The organism is Pseudomonas sp. Z5-35, assembly GCF_051131945.1.
Lineage (GTDB): Bacteria > Pseudomonadota > Gammaproteobacteria > Pseudomonadales > Pseudomonadaceae > Aquipseudomonas > Aquipseudomonas marvdashtae.
In genome coordinates this window covers 4,607,116-4,624,611 of sequence record NZ_CP071640.1, presented here as the reverse complement: position 1 = coordinate 4,624,611, position 17,496 = coordinate 4,607,116, and the positions used below count along the sequence as shown (strand labels likewise).

The window sequence follows — 17,496 nt, the reverse complement described above, 5'->3', positions numbered from 1 at the left end:
CAGCGCCTCAGTTGCGATGACAGCGACGACGCCAGTGCCGCAGGAACTCCATTCCCTGCTCGTTGGGCGGTTCGTCATAGCCGGTGATCCAGCCGTGACAGTTGGACGAACCACACCGGCAAGCGAACTGCCGATACAGCTTCTGTTCGGTACTGGCATAGTCCATCGTCAGGCGGTCGCCTTCGCGGATCTCGGTCAGGGACCACAACCACAGTTCGCTCATGTCCAGGAAGACATTCGGGTTGCATGAATGCAGCAGCAATCCGGCGAAATAGGGGTCGTACATATGCACATTCGGCAGGAGCTGCAGGGTATGCAGGCGTGGGCGGCTCACCAGCAGCCCTGAAACCCTGCACATTCGCGTCATGGGGGTGAACTGCTTGCGGGCGACGATCCCATTGCCGCGTCCGTCTTTCGTCCGATGCACGTCAAAATCGCGCGCAGAGGGATAACCCAGGCGGGTGCTGAGTTGTGTTTCCGGGTAGAGGCAGTCCCGGTTCTGCGGGCTGGCGCCACCAGCAGTCAACTTGGTCATGACAGTCCCTGTCGGTGCTAAACACTCGACGTCCAGAGCTGGCGTCCTGCCAGCGGTCGTTGGAAAGCCTGATAGCTTCCTCCAATCCCAGTAGCGTATCTACTGTCGACTCTGACAGGCGTCAAAGGTGTTTTCCCGTGTGAGCGCAGGCTTACACGGGAAGGCCTATCAGGTTTACACCGCTTCGGCAGGCAACGGCATGGGCACTTTCAGCTGTTGCAGTTCGGACTTGATCGGCGGCGTTTCGCACTTTTTCGCTGCGTCATCCGGGGACAGTTTGCGAATCGAGGTGTAGAACAATTCACAGGTCTGCTCTTTCTGCGTCACCTGCCACGTCTGCGTGCATTGACTCAGCTGCTGGGTAGGATCAGTGTTCGGTTTACTGCCCATCCCGGCTTGCCAGCAAGCAGCAGTCAGGTCCTGGCCCATGACTTTCAGGCCTGCGGCATCTGCCTTGGCTTGGTCACCGTCATAGCTCTCAGGATCGGCGGCATACCAGATATAGCTGGGATGGTTGGAGCCTAGGACTGGAACCTTGACCCCGGCGGTCGGTGTAATGGTCGCCAGGCCGAGCACGCTCACCGTTTGGCCATATTGCGTCTTGATCCAGTCTCGAACGGGCGCGCCGAAGGCCACCATTGGCAACGCGGCGCCGCTTGCGGTTTGGGTGACCTGCGTGACCATAGTGGTCTGGTAATCGTTGAAATAACTGTAGAGCCCTGCAAGCGTGCTGCCGGCATTGGACGGCGCCGCGATGGGCGCGATGTCGATGATGGTCTGGTACGCGGGGGTCTCGTCAGCAGCAATACCGTTGACGGTCAGCAGCGTGGCCCAGCGATCGGTGGTGGCAGACTCCAGGTAATCCTGGGCCTGGGTCAGCGAATAGTCCGGCGGGAAGTGCAGCAACTCGACGCTCTTGCGGTTTTCCAGGGCCATGCCCAACGGCAGGAACAAGTACCAGTTGTAGGCCCATTTCTTATCGTTGTTGAGTTTCGTGGCACCGTCATAAGCAAGGTCGCCGGCCTTGAGCAGCGCAGTCAAAGGTTGACCATAGCTCTTAGGCACGCCGCTGATGCTGGCATACACCGTGTCGTTGTCGCGTTTGACGCTGACCTTGGCCGCGTCGTAGCCATCGCGCTGCACGCTTTGCGTCAGGTAATGCTCGACGGTCTGCTCCAGTGTCCAGTTGCGAAAGCAAATGACGTTGCAGTTGTTGGGATAAGCGAAGAGACGAGTGACGCGCTCGGTGCTGCCCAGGTTTACGTCGATATCAGCGGCTTGGGCGGTGGCGCTCAAGGCCAGTACGGCAAGCGGAAGTACTGCGAGTTTGAACATGCTCAGATCCTTTTCAGCGTGTGGACCCCTCGAAACAGGGTGTATCCATACTGAAACAGACCGAGCCGAAGAAGAAGTGGGCCGAAGGAAATTTCGGCCCTTTTTTATGGCTTTATGGCATCACCGGCGGCAGATAGGTCAGCGTGGTGCCCAAGGCCCACAGTAACGCCAACACCAGCGGTGTGTGCACGAGCAGTTGCACAAAGGAAAAACCGATCAGATCCCGTGCCTTCAATCCCAGCACGCCTAACAGCGGCAGCATGTAGAAGGGATTGATCAGGTTCGGCAAGGCTTCGGCGGCGTTGTAGATCTGCACGGCCCAGCCCAGATGGTAGTTGAGATCGTTGGCCACCTGCATGACGTAGGGCGCCTCGATGATCCACTTGCCGCCGCCGGAAGGAATGAAAAAGCCCAGCACGGCGGAATAGACGCCCATCAGCAAGGCGTAGGTGTCATGGGACGCGATCTGTACGAAAAAGGTCGAAATGTGGTGGGCGAGCGTCTGGGCATCGCTGCCCTTGACCGTAGTCAGCAGCGCGGCGATCGAGCCGTACAGCGGAAACTGAATCAACACGCCTGTGGTGGTTGGCACTGCGCGGGCCACCGCATCGAGAAAGCTCCGTGGTCGCCAGTGAAGCATGGCACCGAGCATGATGAACAGGAAGTTATAAGTGTTGAGCCCGGAGATGGCGCTGATCGCAGGCTTGGTCGAAAACTCGTGGAACAGCCAGCCGGCGGCCAGCAGCACCAGGGCAATGGTCAGCAATGGGCTGTGTTCGAGCCATTCCCCTGGACGCGTGCGAGGCTGTAACGCGGGCATGCTGAAACTCGGGTCGATTCCGCAGGCGGCGGCGTCACGGGCGCTGTTCGGGCCGGGAGCCGTGGCGTAGGCAACGATCAACGAAATCACGATCAGCGCCAGCAGCATTACCCCGGATTGCCAGAGAAAAATCGTCTGGGTGAAAGGAATGACGCCGGTGATCGACAGGATCGAGGGCGGCAGGCTCGCCGGGTTGGCCTGCAGTTGCGCGGCCGACGACGACAACCCCAGCGCCCAGACCGCGCCCAGGCCCAGATAGGCGGCCGCCCCGGCGGCGCGATAGTCCATCTTCAGATCTGTGCGCCGGGCCAGGGCCCGCACCAGCAAACCGCCGAATACCAGCGACAGGCCCCAGTTGAGCAGCGACGCGACCATGGAGATCAGTGCTACCCAGGCCACGGCACTGCGGCCGTTTTTGGGGATACGCGCCAGGCGGTCGATCAGCTTGACGGCCGGTGGCGAGCTGGCGACGACGTAGCCGCCAATCACCACGAAGGCCATTTGCATGGTGAAGGGGATCAGGCTCCAGAACCCGTCGCCGAAAGCCATGGCTGCCGCGGTGGGCTTGGCGCCAATGAACAGCGTCGCCACCGCGACCACCAGCACCGCCAACGCGGCGAAGACCCAGGAGTCGGGAAACCAGCGCTCGGCAAAACTCGAACAGCGCAGCGCGAAGCGGGCGGAACGGCTGTCTTCAATGTCAGTGGTCACGGCAATTACCTCGGTTTTTATGGTTATGGGTATCTGGAGCGACGAAGCATCTGCGGTCAGGTGCCAACAGTAGAACAATCCAATGACCGTGGAAGGCTGGTTGGCGTTCGAGGGCGAGCTGATTATTTTTCAGACCGACAGGTGGCACTCTTTAGAAAGATTTTTCCGGGCCGATGGCAAAGGGATACATAAAAAATTCTCCTGTCTGTCGGAGCATCTCCATGTTCAACAATCGCCTGAAGCAGGAGCTGCTCGCTCTTCGCCAAGAACTCTCCAGTCTCATGCAAGTGAAAGAGAGCCTGGATCGTGAAATGCTCGGCCTAACCCTTGATGCCGAAGGGCGGATACAGTCAGTCAATCAGAACTTCCTCGACGACATGCGCTACAAGAGCCAAGACTTGATTGGCCGGTCTGTCGAGGACTTGGTACCGGCTTACCTGAAGTCCAATGAATTCCAGATTCGCTTCAAGACCGCGCTGACCCGTGGCGAGCACTTCTCGGGCGCAGTGCGCCTGACGCGAGGCGACGGCAAGGAGGCCTGGTTGCGCTCGATCCTCCAGCCGGTACGCAACGCCGAGGGGCGAATTCGTTATTTCTCGATGTACTCCAACGATCTGACGCGAACCATCGAGAATTCCCGCGAACACGAAAACCTCATCGGCGCGCTGGTGCGCTCAACGGCGGTGATCGAGTTCGATCTGGGCGGCCATGTACTGACGGCCAATGATCGCTTCCTCAACGCCATGGGTTACAGCCTTGCGCAAATCAAGGGCAAGCACCACCGCACGTTCTGTGAACCTGAGGAGTACAACAGCGCGACCTACCAACAGTTCTGGAAACGTCTGAACAGCGGTGAGTTCGTGGCCGGCCGCTTCAAGCGTATCGACGCCAACGGCCGCGAAGTATGGTTGGAAGCCTCCTACAACCCGGTGGTCGATGCCAACGATCGGCTTTATAAAGTAGTCAAGTTCGCCACCAACATCACCGATCAGGTCAATCAAGAGAAAGCCGTCGCCGAAGCGGCAAACATCGCTTACAGCACCTCGCTGCAAACTGACAATTGTGCCCAGCGCGGGACGACCGTCGTGACCCAGGCGGTGGATGTGATGCGCGACCTGGCCCGGCACATGCAGACCGCCGGCGAAGGTATCGAGGCGCTGAACGAGCAATCCCTGGTGATCGGCACCATCGTCAAGACCATCAGTGGCATCGCCGAACAGACCAACCTGCTGGCGCTCAACGCAGCCATCGAAGCGGCCCGGGCCGGCGAGCAAGGCCGGGGCTTTGCGGTGGTGGCCGATGAGGTGCGACAACTGGCATCGCGCACCAGCCAGGCGACCGATGAAATCGTCGGCGTGGTCCGCCAGAACCAGGACATGGCCCGCAACGCCGTGGCGTTGATGAGCGACGGCCAGCACCAGGCCGAGCACGGCCTGGCCTTGGCCGCCGAGGCGGGTACGGTGATCGTCGAGATCCAGGACGGGGCGAAGAAGGTGGTCGATGCTGAAAGTCAGTTCGCCAATCAGCTGTCCACTTAGAGATAATTATCGTTTTTTACATATTAATTATTGTTCTGCGATAATTTGTTCGCTATGTTTTGGGCTCCCTTACATTATTGGAGCCTCACATGCATTCGAATCGTCTAGCCCTGTACAGTCAGCGGATGGCAGCCATAACCCTGGTTTTCATGGTCGCGATGATGGTCGTCAACGCCGTGGCCTGGCTGTACCCTGAAGCGGCCTCGCGATACGGCCTGGGATTTGCCCTGACCGAGCGGCAGCTGTCGAGCCTGCCCGAAGGGCTTGTGCAGTTGACGGGCTGGCAGTGCCTGGGGGCGATACTGCTCTCGAGCATTCCCTTGCTGGCCCTGGCGGTCGGGCTCACCAACTTGCGCAGGCTCTTCAAGCACTATGCCCAAGGGCAATACTTTTCCAACGCAGCAGCGGTGTATCTGGGGAATGCGGGGCGCGCTGTGGCGGTGTGGGTGCTGCTGGATTTCATCTGCGAGCCGTTTCTCAGCCTGCTGGTGACGATCAATGCGCCGGTCGGCCAGCGATTGCTTAGCTTCAGTATTACCGCACCATCGTTCGTCGCTTTATTTCTTGCCGCCTGTATTGCGATCATTGCCCGGATTTTGTCCCAGGCCAGTGAAGTCGATTCAGAAAACAGAACGTTCGTTTGAGATCCTCATGCCCATTGTTATCCAACTCGATGTGATGCTGGCCATGCGCAAGGTCAAATCCAAGGACCTTGCAGTTGCAATCGGCATTACCGAAGCCAACCTTTCCTTGTTGAAACAAGGAAAGGTCAAGGGTATCCGCCTGGCAACCCTTGAAGCCATTTGCAGCTACCTGCAATGCCAGCCCGCGGATCTGCTGGTCTACCAACCGCAGGACGAGTTCGATCAGTCGCCCAGTGCTTGACCCTCGCGCCTTGGGTCCGCACCGCCGGCCAGTGAGGTTTTCCCCTGAGCGTCACGTACCCTGACAATGGCCTGGGTGCCGCTGTTCATGTCGATCTCGCTCACGGCGTGGCCCTTGTCTTTCAACGCCTGGACCAGCGCCGGGCTGAACTGCCCCTTTTCCAGTTCAGTGGGACCATTGCGGCTGCCGAAATTGGGGAGGTTGATGGCGGTTTGCGGGTCCAGGTCCCAATCCAGCAGACCAATGACTGACTTGGCGACGTATTCGATGATTTGCGAGCCGCCGGGGGAGCCGACAGCAGCCAGCAGTCTGCCCTGATGATCGAAAATCAGCGTCGGCGCCATGGACGAGCGTGGGCGTTTGCCAGGTTCGACGCGGTTGGCGACTTTTTGCCCATTCTCTTCCGGAATGAACGAGAAATCGGTCATTTGGTTGTTGAGCATGAAACCCTGGACCATCAAGTGCGAGCCGAACGCCGATTCCACCGTCGTGGTCATGGTCACCGCACCACCCTGGTCATCTACCGCCACCACTTGTGAGGTGGAAATACGCAGGGGTGAACGGTCCGGGGCGTAGGCTACCTGGATGCCCGGTGGTGTGCCGGGCTTGGCGACACCCATGCTACGAGGGCCGATCAGGCTAGCTCGGCTGGCAAGGTAACCTCGATCGACCAGTCCTTGGAGTGGCACGGCTACAAAATTCGGGTCGGCGATGTATTGGGCGCGGTCGGCGTAGGCCAGGCGCTCGGCTTCGGCGATCAGGTGCACTGCTTCGGGGGAGGGTTCAATGCCGGCGGGTTTAACGGTCTTGAGGGGTTTCAAGGGGGCGAGGGCCGCGTTGCTGTCGCGCTGTTCCAGGGCCTGCAACGTCCCGAGGATCTGTGCCACGGCAACCCCTCCCGAAGACGGTGGTGGCATGCCGCAGATTTGCCAGCGCTTGTAGTCGGTGCACAACGCGGGCCGCTCCCGTGCGGTGTAGTCCTGAAGGTCTTTTAGCGACAGGCTGCCGGGGTTGGCATGTCCCTGCACCTTGGCGACGATCTCCTCGGCAACCGGCCCTTTGTACAAAACATCGGGACCTTCGTTGGCGATGCGCTTGAGCACGCCTGCCAATGCCGGGTTTTTCAGGACGGTGCCAACTGCCTTCGGGCTGCCATCGGCATTGAGAAAGTAGGCTGCCATGTCGGGCGAGCCCGGTAACGACGGGTCGGAAGCGATCAAGGCGTACAGTCTTGGAGAGATCGCGAAGCCCTGTTCCGCCAGCGCGATGGCCGGCTCGAACAGCCTCGCCCATTCGAGACGGCCATGTTTGCGATGGGCCAGTTCCAGTCCGCGCAATACCCCGGGTGTACCGACTGAACGACCGCCGATCTGCGCGGCGGTAAACGGCATGGGTTTGCCGTCGGCCTGCAGGAAAAGTCTTTCGGTGGCGCCGGCCGGTGCCGTTTCGCGGCCGTCGTAGGTGCGCACGGCCTTGCCATCCCACAGCACAATGAACGCACCGCCGCCAATGCCCGACGATTGCGGCTCCACCAGGGTCAGCACCGCTTGCATCGCAATTGCCGCATCGATGGCCGAGCCGCCGCGCCGCAACATCTCCCGCCCCGCCTCGGCCGCCAGTGGGTTGGCCGCGGCCGCCATGTGCTTGTCGGCGTAACGGGTTTGCAAATCGGTGCGGTAGCCGGAGGTGATTTCCGGCGGGGCGGGCAATGCCGGTGTGGCGGTCGAGGAGGGCGGGGCCTTGCAGGCGCCAAGCGTTAACGCGATAGCCAGCAACGAGACGGCAGACAGGCGATGAAGGTTTGGTTTCAGATCTGTTAGCACGTGTCGCTCCATCCGTGGGCTTGGGATATAGAGATCGACTGTAGCGATGCGAGGCGTATGGCGCAAATCAACACGAGACGGAACAAAGCCCGGTGTTGCCTTATCCCTCATTGCAGGAGGGCAAACAAATCCTGACGGGGCAGGTGTTTTTCTCCAGGCATAAAAAAACGGCCTATCTTTCGATAAGCCGTTTTTAGTACTTGGTGGCTACACAGGGACTTGAACCCCGGACCCCAGCATTATGAATGCTATGCTCTAACCAACTGAGCTATGTAGCCAAGTGGCGCGCATTATTCGCTGGTAGCGGAGATGTGTCAAGCGCAAACCTAAAATATTTCTCTGCACTTTCAACTGCTTATCCGTCCCCGCTGCAAATACCCGTCAACCGAGTTGAAATCTCCCTGTGTTCGCGCTCAAGGCCTGGCTGCCTTGGCTCAAGGTGTCGGCCGCCAGGTTCACGGCGCGGGCGCCTTCGAGCAGGCGCATGGCCGCTTGGTCTACCTGCTGGATATTGCCGCTGACCTCGTCGGCGGTGCTGGCCTGTTCGTCTACGGCCGTGGCGATTTGCGCCAGGGTATCGGTAACACTTTGCACGGCGCTGGCAATTTCGCCCAGCCGTTCGCCAAGGCCGGTGACGGCTTGGGCATCGGTCTGGGCCTGGCCGCAGGCGGCTTCCATCAGGCTTACGGCTTCGTTGACCGTGGCGCGCAAGCTGTCGACGGTACCGGCGATCTGCTGGGTGGAGGTCTGGGTGCGTTGCGACAGGCTGCGCACTTCATCAGCCACTACGGCGAATCCGCGGCCCTGTTCCCCGGCGCGAGCAGCCTCGATGGCGGCGTTGAGCGCCAGCAGGTTGGTCTGCTCGGCCACGCCACGAATGGTGTCTACCACCAATTGGATCTGCTGGCCCTGTTCGCTGACCCGGCCCAGCGCGGCGGCGGTTTCGTTGAGTCGTTGATTGAGCTGCTGGATACTCGCCGTGGTGCGCTGGCTGTCACGGCTGCTGTCGGCGGCGATGCGGCGGGTCTGCTGCGCGCTGTCGGAGGCTTGCTCGCAACTCCTGGCGACGCCTTGGGAGGTCGCGGCCAACTGCGTCGCAGCGGCGGCGATCTGGCTGATCTGTATCTGTTGCGCCTCGACTTCCCCCAGGGCACCGCTGGAATGAGTATTGAGGGTGCGCACGGCGTTGCTCAGTTGCAGCGTTTCGTGGTCCACGCCCAGCAGGCTGTTGCGCAACTGCACCACGGCGACATTGAGGGCGGTGCTGATCGCCGCCAGCTCGTCACGGCCTTGTACCGGCACTTGCAGGCTCAGGTTGCCATCGCGCAAGGCTTCGGCCAGCAGCGTGATGCCGCTGGCGCTGCGCCGGATGGATGCTTGCAGGCAGATGAACAGGTAAAGCGCCGCCAGCAGCAGGCAACCCAGCACGGTGGCCACCAGGGTGAATTGGCGAATCGCCGAGCCGTGATAATGGTCAAGCCGAGAATCCAGCGCCACCAACGATTGTTGGCGCAGGGTGGCTAGATCCAGAAGAAGGCTGTCCATCTGCTTCTCGAAGTCTTCCGGCTTGAGATTGATGGAGCCGCCGAAAACCCCGTCATCGAGGACCTTCAAACCCGCGTCCAGACGCTTGACGCTGCCTTGGAACTGGCCGGCCCAGGTTTGCAATTCGCTGGGCAAGCGTGTTTCCAGCAATGCGCCGGTCTTGACCAACTGATCCCGAGCGTCGCCCATGCGGCTGCGCAAGTCGCGCAATTGCAGGCGACTCTGCAGGGTGAATTGGCCCGAGACTACCGAGGCCTGGCCAACGCTGGCCAGGCGCCCGACCCGTTCGATCAGCTCAGGTGTCTGCTGGGTCGAGATCTGGGTCAGCAGGTAGGTTTCCAGCCAGGAGGCAAGGGTCAGGCGATTGTCCATGACGATCTGCTCGCGCAGGGCTTGCAGCGCGCCGAGTGCCGAGGTGAAGCGATCGTAGCCATCCGGCCACCACCCCACGGTCCCCAGGCTCTTGGAGTCCAGGCCCTTGAGACTGGTCTGCAAGGTTTGGTAGCGGGCGAGGGTGGCGGCTTCGGCGCCTTCGGCCTGAAGGGTCGCGCCCAGGCCGTCGGCGGCCTGGTTGAGCGCCGGCTGCACGGCATCGAACGCGGCCATGGCGGCAAGCGTCGCGGGCGTCGGTTGTCGATTGGTTTCCGTGGCCCGCCAGCGAGCCGCGCGATTGCGCTGGGCGGCGAGCAGGTTGTCCAGGTTATCCAGGGCCAACAACTGACGGACCCCGGCGCGCTCGCCGGAAATCAGGTTGAGCTTGTCGCGGTAGTCCTGGCCGATGAGCCACAGGCTGCCCATGAGGGGCAGGATGAACAACAGGAACAACAATTGGAATTTGCGGGCGAAACCAAAATGCCCCAGCAGCCGGATTCCCGGTGATAAAAAAGCCTGCATGCCCATACTCCCCTGAACACCTCTGCACTGTTTTTGTGCGTTTTTACACAGTGCTGAAGCAGGTGCCCTTTTAAAAGGCCTCGAAAGCTTGTCCAGGCCGGCTCTGTAGGCCTGCTCTGTAGCGAAACTTCCCATTCTCGGTCCCCTTTGTAAGGGGCCGCGTCGTAGAGCATTAGCCAGGCAAGATTCAGACCATGGCGTTGCGCTATCACCTTGTTCGGCGACTATTTTTATAGGTCGATAGCAAGCTAAGGGGATAGCCTTGTCGCACTGAAAAATGGCACATTGATGGACCTGCCCGTGTGCACTCATCTGCCGTATGGAAACTTCCCATGGCTATCAGCAACACCCAGGCCGACACGACGTCGGTAGCCGCCACGCCTCAAAGCAGCCCGCTGGTCATGCGCATCATTGGTGCGGTGGCATTGGCGCACCTGATCAACGACCTGATCCAGGCCGTATTGCCTTCGATCTACCCGATGCTAAAAGAGAGCTACGGCCTGACATTCACCCAGGTCGGCCTGATTACGCTGACCTTCCAGCTCACCGCGTCCCTGCTTCAGCCTTGGGTGGGTTATCACACCGATCGGCATCCCAAGCCTTGGCTTTTGCCGGCGGGAACGGTGTGCACATTGATCGGCATTGTGATGATGTCCATGGTCGGTAGTTTTGCCTTGATCCTGGTGGCGGCGGCGTTGATCGGCATCGGCTCGTCAACCTTCCACCCCGAGGCGTCACGCGTGGCCCGACTGGCCTCTGGCGGTCGCTATGGCTTGGCGCAATCGACGTTCCAGGTAGGCGGGAACGCCGGCTCCGCCTTCGGTCCGTTGTTGGCCGCGGCGATCATCATTCCTTACGGGCAGGGCAATGTGGCCTGGTTTGGGCTGTTCGCGGTGTTTGCGTTGTTCGTGCTGTACCGCATCAGCCGCTGGTACGCCAATCACCTGAACCTGTTCAAGCTCAAGCAAGGCCAGGCGGCGACTCACGGGTTATCCAAGGGGCGCGTGACCTGTGCGCTGGTGGTGCTTGGGCTGTTGGTGTTTTCCAAGTATTTCTACATGGCCAGCTTTACCAGCTACTTCACCTTCTACCTGATCGAGAAGTTCGACCTATCAGTGGCCTCTTCGCAGTTGCACCTATTCCTGTTTCTCGGCGCGGTAGCAGCGGGGACGTTCTTCGGCGGTCCGATCGGCGACAAGATCGGTCGCAAGGCGGTGATCTGGTTCTCGATCCTCGGCGTGGCGCCATTCACCCTGATCCTGCCTCACGTTGACCTGCTGTGGACCAGCATCCTCAGCGTGGTAATCGGCTTTATCCTGGCCTCGGCCTTCTCTGCCATCGTGGTGTACGCCCAGGAGTTGGTACCGGGCAACGTCGGGATGATCGCCGGCGTGTTCTTCGGGCTGATGTTCGGTTTTGGCGGGATTGGTGCCGCGCTGCTAGGGCATCTGGCAGACATCCATGGCATCGAATATGTGTATTGGTTGTGCTCGTTCCTGCCGTTGCTCGGGGCGTTGGCGATATTCCTGCCCCGGACGAAAAAGGCCTGAGACGGCCTAATTGTCGCAGTCGGACTGTGGAAGCACCCATAGAGAAGCCGCGAATCAACGCGGCTCAACAACCATCGGTCGAACTCTGCTTTGCCAACGACGGGACGGCGTGCAAATCCTTACTGCTCTACTAGAGTGACGGATTCAACACCCGTTAAAGGATTAACCCATGGCAACCAGCGATAGCACGATGGCAAGTACCCATACCGTTAGAACTGGCCCCGGCACTGTCCAGGTCGACCTCACCGGCCAGTCCGATGATAACCAGAGCATCATTATCCAGCCGGACGGCAAGATATTGGTTGGCGGCTATACCGAGTACCTGGCGTGGGGATACCCCGGAGCGCCAGGCGAGGAAAGCTACGGCTACGAACAAAACCATTCCGTTATCCGCCTGAACGCCGATGGTAGCCTGGACACCAGCTTCCATGACGGCGGCATTGACATCGTGCCTGCCACGATAGCCCCGGCGTCCCGCTACGAGCTGACGGCGGTGCAGGCCGATGGCAAGGTGCTTGTCGCGGTCGCGCTGAACACCGGCATCCAGGTGGAGCGCTTCAACAGCGACGGGACACGCGATGCGGCCTTTGGTCAAAACGGCGCCGTGACGGTCGCCATCAGCCATGACTTCAAGGACATCGACCTGACGGCCAATAACGATGGCACCTTCCAGGTCAGCGCGCGCGGGTTTGACCAGGCTTCAGTCACCAGGCTCAACAATGACGGGACCTACGTCAACGGCTTTGGCAACGAGGGCGTGCTGACCGTCAACATTGCCGAAGACCCGTATTTCAACGGAGCAATCTCTACTGCGGTCCAGGCAGATGGAGGTGTCGTGGTCGGGGCCGCCTACAATGCCGCCGGTGTGGGCGAGCCGTCGTTCGCCTTGCAGCGCTTCAACCCCGACGGTCAGTTGGATACCCGTTTCGGTGACAACGGTGTCCTGCACTTGAGCGCTGCGATGGGTTTTGGTGAAGACTCGACGGTCACCGTGCAGGCTGACGGCAAGATCATTGTCATGGGCCATGGTCAAGGCGATACCTTGGCGACCATCGCGCGGCTTAACGCTGACGGATCCTTCGACACCCATTTCGGCAACGATGGCAGGGTAACCTTCGAGGCCGACACGCCGGTGGCTTTGACGGTACAGGCAGATGGCAGGATCCTGGCCGCCGGCGCAAACAACGGGGATTTCAGTGTCATCCGCTTGAACGCCGATGGCAGTCTGGACAGCAGTTTCGGCAGCCAGGATGGCAAGCTCCATGTAGATGGATACGTCGGTGAGGAAATCCTGCAGGGTACCGATGCCGCCGAAATCATCCGCGGCCTGGCCGGTGACGATGTGCTCCAAGGCAACGGCGGGCGCGACGTTCTGCAAGGTGGCGATGGCGCGGACATCTTTCGCTTCAGCGAACTGGGCGACAGTTTCCGCACGGCTGCGCTGAACAACAGCGACCGGGTCCGGGACTTCGACGTCTCGCAGGACCGTATCGACCTGATTGGCCTGGGCTTCACCGGGATCGGCGACGGCCATGACGGTACCTTGGCTATCATGGCGAGCGCAGACGGTACTCGCACCTACCTCAAGAACTACGACGCGGATGCCTCTGGGCAACGGTTTGAACTGGCCTTGGACGGTAACCTGGTGGGGCAGTTGGACAGCACCCACCTGGTGTTCACGGCACCCACTGTCGAAGGGACGTCTGCCAACGATAGGATCACCGGTTCTGCCTTGTCGGAAATCATCCATGGACTGGACGGCAATGACCGCATCAACGGTGGCGCTGGGGCTGACGTCATCATAGGCGGTGCGGGCGCAGATCGTCTCAACGGCGGGGACAGGGCCGACATTTCGTTGTGGACAGATAACCGTGAAAACGCCGACGTGTTCCGCTATCTCTCTACCGAGGACAGCTACCGCACCGACAGCCAGAGCTTTGCCGACCTGATCGAAGGCTTTACGGTTGACGACCGGATTGATGTATCGGCTTTGGGTTATACCGGCTTTGGCGACGGTACGGACAGCACGCTGAAGATGGCTTACAACGAGGAACTGGACCGCACTTATCTGAAGGATGCGCAGGTCGACGCACAGGGGCACTGGTTCCAGATTGCGCTTGCTGGGGACTGGCGGGAAAGCCTTGGCGAAGAAAACCTGGTCTTTGCGCCCGCGCCGGATGCCGAGTTAGGGCTGGTTGGGGTAGCGCCAGAAGTCGACCAGTGGCATTTGTTAGGCTGACAGAAAAACACCGCGTGGCAGAGTCGCTGCCACGCGGTGTTTTTTCATCTCAGACGTTGAAGCGGAAGTGCATCACGTCGCCATCCTTGACGATGTATTCCTTGCCTTCCAGACGCCACTTACCCGCTTCCTTGGTTCCGGCTTCGCCCTTGTACTGAATGAAGTCGTCGTAGGCGATGACCTCGGCGCGGATGAAACCTTTCTCGAAATCGGTGTGGATCACGCCAGCAGCCTGCGGGGCGGTGGCGCCGACGCGTACGGTCCAGGCACGGACTTCTTCGACACCAGCGGTGAAGTAGGTCTGCAGGTGCAGCATTTCGTAGCCGGCGCGGATCACGCGGTTCAGGCCAGGCTCTTCCAGGCCCAGGGCCTCGAGGAACATGTCCTTCTCTTCACCGTCGTCCAGCTCGGCGATTTCCGCTTCGATCTTGTTGCAGACGGGAACAACCAAGGCGCCTTCTTCTTCGGCAATGGCCTTGACCACGTCCAGGTGCGGGTTGTTCTCGAAACCATCTTCAGCGACGTTAGCGATGTACATGACCGGTTTGGTGGTCAGCAGGTGGAAGCCCTTGATCACCAACTTTTCGTCGGTGCTCATCTTCTTCATCAGGCTGCGCGCAGGCTTGCCTTCGGTGAAGTGGGCGATCAACTGCTCCAGCAGGCCCTTCTGAACGACTGCATCCTTGTCGCCACCCTTCGCGTTGCGGGCGACTTTCTGCAGTTGTTTTTCACAGCTGTCGAGGTCGGCGAAGATCAGTTCCAGATCGATGATCTCGATGTCGCGTTTCGGGTCGACGCTGTTGGAAACGTGAATCACATTCTCGTCTTCGAAGCAGCGCACCACGTGAGCGATGGCATCGGTTTCACGGATGTTGGCCAGGAATTTGTTACCCAGGCCTTCACCCTTCGAGGCGCCAGCCACCAGGCCGGCGATGTCGACGAATTCCATGGTAGTCGGCAGGATGCGCTTGGGGTTGACGATCGCCGCCAATGCCGCCAGGCGTGGGTCAGGCATCGGGACGATACCGGTGTTCGGCTCGATGGTGCAGAAGGGGAAGTTCTCGGCCGCGATCCCGGATTTGGTCAGGGCGTTGAAAAGGGTGGACTTGCCGACGTTAGGCAGGCCGACGATGCCGCAATTGAATCCCATGGTATTTCCCCTCGGTAAGAGTCAGGCCTTCTGGCTGTGCAGGTTTTTCATCGCGCGGTTCCATTCACCGGCGAGGATATCCGGCAGCACGCCGAGGGCAAAGTCGATGCTGGCATCGAGTTTTTCCTGTTCGGCGCGAGGCGCACGACCCAGGACAAAATTTGAAACCATACTGGCAACGCCCGGGTGGCCGATGCCGAGCCGCAGGCGGTGAAAGGTATTCTGATTACCCAGCTGCGCGATGATGTCGCGCAACCCGTTGTGACCGCCATGGCCGCCGCCCTGCTTGAGCTTGGCAACGCCCGGAGGCAGATCGAGTTCGTCGTGGGCCACCAGGATTTCTTCAGGCTTGATGCGAAAGAAACCGGCCAATGCCGCCACGGCCTGGCCGCTGCGGTTCATGTAGGTGGTGGGGATCAATAGACGAACATCCTGACCCTGATGCGAAAAGCGCCCGGTCAGGCCGAAATATTTGCGATCGGCGGCCAGGCTGACGCCTTGTGCGTGCGCGATGCGCTCAACAAAAAGGGCCCCTGCGTTATGCCGGGTCTGTTCGTATTCAGCGCCTGGATTTCCCAAGCCAACGATCAGTTTGATGGCAGTCACGATAGGGGCCCTTCCTGGAGTGTGGATAACAACGTCGCGCTCAAACGGTGTTGCGACAGTGGACGAAAAGTGCGGATCTTACCGTTAAGTAAACTTCGCGTTCTCGCCCGCTGTCTCGCTACGTTCCAGTCCGCGATGTTTCCGGTCACTCCGGCGACAGAGTGAAATTACTCTGCAGCGCCTTCTTCTTCAGTAGCTTCTGGAGCAACACGTGGAGCGTGGACGTTGGCAACAGCCTTGTCATCGCCGTGCGCCAGGGCAACAAACTCAACGCCTTTAGGAGCCTTGAGGTCGGACAGGTGAATGATCGTGCCGATTTCGGCGTCAGCCAGGTCGACTTCGATGAATTCAGGCAGGTCTTTCGGCAGGCAGGAAACTTCCAGCTCGGAAGTTACGTGCGAGATTTCGCCGCCTTTCTTGATCGGGGCAGCTTCATTGAGGAAGTGCACTGGAACAATGGCAGTCAGCTTCTGACCGGCAACAACGCGGACGAAGTCGGCGTGCATCACGTGGCCTTTGGCCGGGTGACGCTGCAGGGCCTTGATCACGACGTTTTGCTTGGTGCCACCAACGTTCAGCTCGATGATGTGGCTGTAGGCCGCTTCGTTTTCGAGCAGTTTGGCAACTTCTTTGGCCAGCATGCTGATGGACTCAGGGGCTTTGTCGCCACCGTAGACTACAGCTGGAACCAGGCTTGCGAGACGACGCAGGCGGCGGCTCGCACCTTTCCCCAGGTCGGAACGCACTTCAGCATTCAGAGTAAAATCGTTCATGTTGTATCTCCAAAATAGCCATTTCCGAATGACGTCTGCGACCGACGCCAAAGCGGTATGGGCAAAAAAGCCCCGCCCCAACATGAGTGTTGGGGCGGGGCGCTTTTCGTCAACGAGATATCCTGGAAAGGGCAGGGCCCTTAACGGAACATCGCACTGATCGATTCTTCGTTGCTGATGCGGCGAACCGCCTCGGCAACTACCGGTGCGATATCCAGTTGACGGATACGCGCACAGGCTTGTGCTGCAGCGGACAGCGGGATGGTGTTGGTCACCACCAGCTCGTCCAGCACGGAATTTTCAATATTTTCGATCGCTCGACCCGACAGCACAGGGTGTGTGCAGTAGGCAAAGACCTTGGCAGCGCCATGCTCTTTGAGGGCCTTGGCCGCGTGGCACAGGGTGCCGGCGGTATCGACCATGTCATCGACCAGAATACAGGTACGCCCTTCGACGTCGCCGATGATGTGCATCACTTCCGAGTGATTGGCCTTCTCGCGGCGTTTGTCGATGATACCCAGATCCACACCCAGGGATTTGGCAACGGCCCGTGCACGCACGACGCCGCCGATATCCGGGGACACGATCATTAGGTTTTCGAAGCGCTGATCTTCAATGTCATCCACCAGTACCGGGGAGCCGTAGATGTTATCCACGGGAATATCGAAGAAGCCCTGGATCTGGTCAGCATGCAGATCGACCGTGAGGACACGATCGATGCCGACTACGGTCAGCATATCAGCCACGACTTTCGCGCTGATAGCCACACGTGCGGAACGCGGACGGCGATCCTGGCGGGCATAACCAAAGTAAGGAATAACAGCAGTAATACGAGTAGCCGAGGAGCGGCGGAAGGCATCAGCCATCACGACGAGTTCCATCAGGTTATCGTTGGTCGGAGCGCAAGTCGGCTGAATAATGAAGACGTCTTTACCGCGAACGTTTTCATTGATCTCGGCAGTGATTTCGCCGTCGGAGAACTTACCGACAGAAATGTCACCGAGAGGGATATGCAGCTGACGTACTACACGCCGAGCCAGATCGGGGTTGGCGTTCCCCGTAAAGACCATCATCTTGGACACGCGCAGTACC

The 17,496-nt window shown here is 59.7% G+C and carries 14 protein-coding genes, 1 tRNA gene and 1 pseudogene; 6 read left to right on the top strand and 10 right to left on the bottom strand.

Annotated elements, in window-relative coordinates; all coding sequences use genetic code 11:
* Positions 1–7 precede the first annotated feature (7 nt).
* The 3 genes from J3P95_RS21240 to J3P95_RS21230 all read right to left on the bottom strand — a co-directional run bounded on the left by J3P95_RS21240 (position 8) and on the right by J3P95_RS21230 (position 3,401).
* Complete coding sequence (locus J3P95_RS21240) at positions 8–535, bottom strand: lysine methyltransferase (RefSeq protein WP_434579775.1); 528 nt, start codon at positions 533–535, stop codon at positions 8–10.
* A 174-nt stretch (positions 536–709) separates the two neighbouring features.
* A complete protein-coding gene (locus tag J3P95_RS21235; protein WP_434579777.1) occupies positions 710–1,870 on the bottom strand; it encodes a hypothetical protein in 1,161 nt (386 codons plus the stop codon).
* Between the two features lie 112 nt (positions 1,871–1,982).
* Positions 1,983–3,401, bottom strand: a complete 1,419-nt coding sequence (locus J3P95_RS21230; RefSeq protein ID WP_434579779.1) for a short-chain fatty acid transporter — start codon at positions 3,399–3,401, stop codon at positions 1,983–1,985.
* Positions 3,402–3,574: 173 nt separating this feature from the next.
* On the opposite strand from J3P95_RS21230, the pseudogene J3P95_RS21225 reads away from it, so the two are divergent.
* From J3P95_RS21225 to J3P95_RS21210, 4 genes and pseudogenes are all read left to right on the top strand, one after another.
* Positions 3,575–4,399 (top strand): annotated as a pseudogene (locus tag J3P95_RS21225) (PAS domain-containing protein); the annotation flags it as partial.
* A 108-nt stretch (positions 4,400–4,507) separates the two neighbouring features.
* Entirely contained in the window at positions 4,508–4,939 is a 432-nt protein-coding gene (locus J3P95_RS21220) for a methyl-accepting chemotaxis protein (RefSeq protein ID WP_434626703.1), read from the top strand.
* A gap of 89 nt (positions 4,940–5,028) precedes the next feature.
* Positions 5,029–5,583, top strand: coding sequence for a DUF2975 domain-containing protein (locus J3P95_RS21215; RefSeq protein ID WP_434579781.1), 555 nt, complete (start codon positions 5,029–5,031; stop codon positions 5,581–5,583).
* Positions 5,584–5,590: 7 nt separating this feature from the next.
* Positions 5,591–5,824, top strand: a complete 234-nt coding sequence (locus J3P95_RS21210; RefSeq protein ID WP_434579783.1) for a helix-turn-helix domain-containing protein — start codon at positions 5,591–5,593, stop codon at positions 5,822–5,824.
* Here the strand turns inward: J3P95_RS21210 and ggt are convergent.
* The 3 genes from ggt to J3P95_RS21195 form a co-directional block, all read right to left on the bottom strand.
* On the bottom strand, positions 5,806–7,659 hold the full coding sequence (ggt, locus tag J3P95_RS21205) for a gamma-glutamyltransferase (RefSeq protein WP_434626102.1): 1,854 nt from the start codon (positions 7,657–7,659) through the stop codon (positions 5,806–5,808). The two genes, J3P95_RS21210 and ggt, sit on opposite strands and share 19 nt — an antisense overlap.
* Positions 7,660–7,848: 189 nt before the next feature.
* Positions 7,849–7,925 (bottom strand) — tRNA-Met (locus J3P95_RS21200).
* Positions 7,926–8,028: 103 nt separating this feature from the next.
* Entirely contained in the window at positions 8,029–10,086 is a 2,058-nt protein-coding gene (locus J3P95_RS21195) for a methyl-accepting chemotaxis protein (protein WP_434579787.1), read from the bottom strand.
* A 332-nt stretch (positions 10,087–10,418) separates the two neighbouring features.
* Here J3P95_RS21195 and J3P95_RS21190 point away from each other — a divergent pair, with 332 nt between their 5' ends.
* Positions 10,419–11,636, top strand: a complete 1,218-nt coding sequence (locus tag J3P95_RS21190) for an MFS transporter (protein WP_434558631.1) — start codon at positions 10,419–10,421, stop codon at positions 11,634–11,636.
* A 169-nt stretch (positions 11,637–11,805) separates the two neighbouring features.
* Complete coding sequence (locus J3P95_RS21185; RefSeq protein ID WP_434579789.1) at positions 11,806–13,875, top strand: calcium-binding protein; 2,070 nt, start codon at positions 11,806–11,808, stop codon at positions 13,873–13,875.
* Between the two features lie 49 nt (positions 13,876–13,924).
* On the opposite strand, the gene ychF is transcribed toward J3P95_RS21185, so the two are convergent.
* From ychF to J3P95_RS21165, 4 genes are all read right to left on the bottom strand, one after another.
* Positions 13,925–15,025, bottom strand: coding sequence for a redox-regulated ATPase YchF (gene ychF / locus J3P95_RS21180; protein WP_434558629.1), 1,101 nt, complete (start codon positions 15,023–15,025; stop codon positions 13,925–13,927).
* Between the two features lie 21 nt (positions 15,026–15,046).
* The gene (pth, locus tag J3P95_RS21175; protein ID WP_003185374.1) at positions 15,047–15,631 is read right to left on the bottom strand and encodes an aminoacyl-tRNA hydrolase; all 585 of its coding nucleotides are present in this window, start codon (positions 15,629–15,631) and stop codon (positions 15,047–15,049) included.
* Positions 15,632–15,798: 167 nt separating this feature from the next.
* Complete coding sequence (locus J3P95_RS21170) at positions 15,799–16,404, bottom strand: 50S ribosomal protein L25/general stress protein Ctc (RefSeq protein WP_434558628.1); 606 nt, start codon at positions 16,402–16,404, stop codon at positions 15,799–15,801.
* 140 nt (positions 16,405–16,544) lie between these two features.
* Positions 16,545–17,486, bottom strand: a complete 942-nt coding sequence (locus J3P95_RS21165; protein WP_003171603.1) for a ribose-phosphate pyrophosphokinase — start codon at positions 17,484–17,486, stop codon at positions 16,545–16,547.
* Positions 17,487–17,496 lie beyond the last annotated feature (10 nt).